Below are 413 nucleotides of genomic sequence, written 5' to 3'. Positions count from 1 at the left end.
CCAGGCAAGCTCGCTGAGCACCGCGCAAGTGGCCGGCCTGAGCACCGCCGCCATCGCCGCGCTGGAAACGGCCGACTTCGCCGCACTGAAGTCCGACGCGATCGCCGCGCTGAGCGCCAATCAGGTCAAGGCCTTGACGACCGATCAAGTGGTCGCACTGACCACCGCCGAAGCCGCCGCACTGAGCACCGCGCAAGTGGCCGCGCTGTCGAGCAACGCCATCGCCGCGCTGGAAACGGCTGACCTGTCGGCCATCAAGACCGCCGGCATCGCCGCGTTGACCACCGCCCAGGTCGCCGCGCTGACCACCGCCCAGGTCAACAACCTGGCCACCGCCTCGCTGGCCGCGCTGAGCACCGCCGGCATCGCCGCGCTGACCACCAACCAGGTCGTCGCGCTGACCTCGGCCCAGC

1 pseudogene is annotated in these 413 nt (G+C 70.9%); it reads left to right on the top strand.

The features are described from left to right. Positions 1-413, top strand: a pseudogene (locus KVP70_RS33350) (heme utilization protein); the annotation flags it as partial.

Source organism: Duganella violaceipulchra, assembly GCF_019166075.1.
Lineage (GTDB): Bacteria > Pseudomonadota > Gammaproteobacteria > Burkholderiales > Burkholderiaceae_D > Rugamonas > Rugamonas violaceipulchra.
Note: the sequence above shows the minus strand (reverse complement) of the source record. Positions and strands in the feature narration are given on the sequence as shown.